General features: G+C 71.7%; 3 protein-coding genes. All 3 read right to left on the reverse strand.

The features are described 5' to 3' along the window. The coding region (locus tag B2J89_RS20950; protein ID WP_205763925.1) for a biotin/lipoyl-binding protein at positions 1-373 on the reverse strand (373 nt) is incomplete at its 3' end. Continuing rightward, entirely contained in the window at positions 373-1,443 is a 1,071-nt protein-coding gene (ruvB, locus tag B2J89_RS20955) for a Holliday junction branch migration DNA helicase RuvB (protein WP_169170780.1), read from the reverse strand. The genes ruvB and B2J89_RS20950, both read right to left, overlap by 1 nt. 37 nt (positions 1,444-1,480) lie before the next feature. Next, positions 1,481-2,563: serine protease (locus tag B2J89_RS20960; RefSeq protein WP_169170781.1), on the reverse strand; the 1,083-nt coding region annotated here is incomplete at its 5' end.

Consider the following 2,563-nt stretch of genomic DNA (forward strand, 5'->3'; position numbering starts at 1 on the left):
CCGCCTGCGACGTCGCACGCCCGCTGCCGCGCAGGCCGGCCAGGTGCGCGCGCGCCTGATGCTCTGCCGCCTCGGCCTGCGCCAGCGCGGCGCGCCATTCGCTGTCTTCGAGTTGCACCAGCGTGTCGCCGGCGCGCACCGCCGCGCCTTCGGTCACCAGCACCTGGGCCACGCGGCCCGTGAGGGTGCTGCCCACGTCCACGCGCGAGAGCGTGGCCACGCGCGCCGAAAACTGCAGCGTGCGCACCAGGGGCGCGCGCCGCACTTCCACCACCTCCACGGCGGGGCCCCGCAGCCACACCGCGCCCGCCACCGCGAGGCCGGCCAGCACCAGCGCTGCCGCCGGCAGCCACAGTGCCCACCGGCGCCGCATCACGGCAGCGCGCCCGCGTCGAACACTGCGCCGCTTGCCTGCGGCGGCGCCACGCCCAGGTGGCGGTAGGCGGCCAGCGTGGCGATGCGCCCGCGCGGCGTGCGCTGCAGATAGCCCTGCTGGATCAGGTAGGGCTCGATCACGTCCTCGATGGTTCCGGCCTCTTCGCCAATGCTGGCGGCGATGTTGTCCAGCCCCACGGGCCCGCCGTCGAAGCGGTGGATCAGCGCTTCGAGCAGCTTGCGGTCCATCACGTCGAAGCCCTGCGGATCGACGTCGAGCATGGCCAGCGCGCGGTTGGCGATGTCGAGCGTGATGCGCCCCGAGCCCTTGACCTCGGCGTAGTCGCGCACCCGGCGCAGCAGCCGGTTGGCGATGCGCGGCGTGCCGCGCGAGCGGCGCGCCAGCTCGAAGCCGCCTTCTTCGTCCATGGGCGTGCCCAGCAGGCCGGCGCTGCGCCGGACGATGCGCGCCAGCTCGTCGGGCGTATAGAACTCGAGCCGCGCGACGATGCCGAAGCGGTCGCGCAGCGGGTTGGTGAGCATGCCGGCGCGCGTCGTGGCACCCACCAGCGTGAAGGGCTGCAGGTCGAGCTTGATCGAGCGCGCCGCCGGCCCCTCGCCGATCATGATGTCGATCTGGTAGTCCTCGAGCGCGGGGTAGAGGATTTCCTCGACCACGGGGCTCAGGCGGTGGATCTCGTCGATGAACAGCACATCGTTGGCTTCGAGGTTGGTCAGCAGCGCCGCCAGGTCCTTGGGCTTTTCGAGCACCGGGCCGCTGGTCTGGCGCAGGTTCACGCCCAGTTCGGCGGCAATGATGTGGGAGAGCGTGGTCTTGCCCAGGCCGGGCGGGCCAAACAGCAGCACGTGGTCGAGCGCCTCGCCGCGTTTCTTGGCCGCGCCGATGAAGATTTCAAGTTGCTCGCGCGCTTTGGCCTGGCCGACGTATTCATCGAGCAGCTTGGGGCGCAGCGCGCGCTCGATGGCTTCTTCCTGGGGCGACGCCGGAACGGCGGAAATCATGCGCTTGTGCGGCGCGGGGGCGAAATCGTCGGTCTGAATGCTCATGCCATGCGGGGCCCGTGCGGGCCGTGGTCCTTCGGGTTCAAGGGGGGGTCGGGCTGGCCGCGTCGGGCTTCAGCCAGGTTTTGAGGGCGGCGTGGAACGCCAGGTCAAAGCGGCCGAAGCGCTCGTCGCCGCCGGGGTTCTGGCAGCTGGCGACGCCGCCCAGCAGCTGGCCCGCGATGTAGCGCCGGGGGCCGATGGGCAGGAACAGGCCCGCGCCGCTGCTGCCGCCCTCGGTGGTGCCGGTGCTCCAGCCCACGGTCAGGAAGCGCCCGGTCTGCGGCGTGCTGGCCGTGCAGGCCTCGAGCGTGCAGTTCTCGAACCGCCGCACCGCGCCTTCGTTGAGCTTTTGCAGGTCGCCCTCGGGGTGGTGGATGCTCGCCACGGCGGCGCCCGCGCCCACGGCGCCAAAGTACGAGCCCGCAAACACGATGCCCGCGGGCGGCGGTGCGTTCAGGCGCATGAAGGCGGTGTCGGTGGCGGCTTCGGCGTAGAGCAGGGCCGCGCCGCCATGCAGGCGCTGCGTGCCGGCGTAGGGCTGGCCGCTGTTGCATGCCGAGGCACGGTAGAACCAGTCGGTGGACAGCGAAGACGCGGCGGCCTGCGTCGAGATGCAGTGGTGCGCCGAGAGGAAATACGGCGTGGCGCTGAAGTTCGCGTCGTTGAGCAGCGTGCCCGTGCACAAAAAGGCGCGGCCATCGGCTTCCATGAACAGCATGCGGGCGACCGAGCGGCTCTCGGCGCTGTATTCGGGCCGGCAGGTGACGTCGACGTTGCAGCTGCCCGCTTCACCCACCTTGGCCAGAGAGGGGTTGGCCACCTGATCGGGGGCGACGAAAAAATGCGAGAGCGTGGGCACGGCCAGGTCCAGCCGGTCCAGGTCGGCACCGGCCGGCAGTTCCAGCTCCAGCGTGGTTTCGGCGCCGCCAAAATCGGGACTCCAGTAAGTGCGCGCGGCCTCGCCCTCCTCGCCGGCCTGCCGGTTGCGCGCCAGGGTGCGCAGCACCTCGTCGCCCGACACCTCGAACACCTGCGCGCCGGCCTGGCCGTAGAAGCGCAGCACGGCGCCGGCCGGCAGATCGCGCACGCGCAGGCCCAGGCGGACGCCGTGCGCGCCTTCGGC

The sequence above is a fragment of the Acidovorax sp. SRB_24 genome (genome assembly GCF_012931925.1).

What these genes read in the sequence shown, in the direction of transcription:
- ruvB (WP_169170780.1), bottom strand. Translation starts at nt 1,443, where the DNA reads ATGAGCATTCAGACCGACGATTTCGCCCCCGCGCCGCACAAGCGCATG.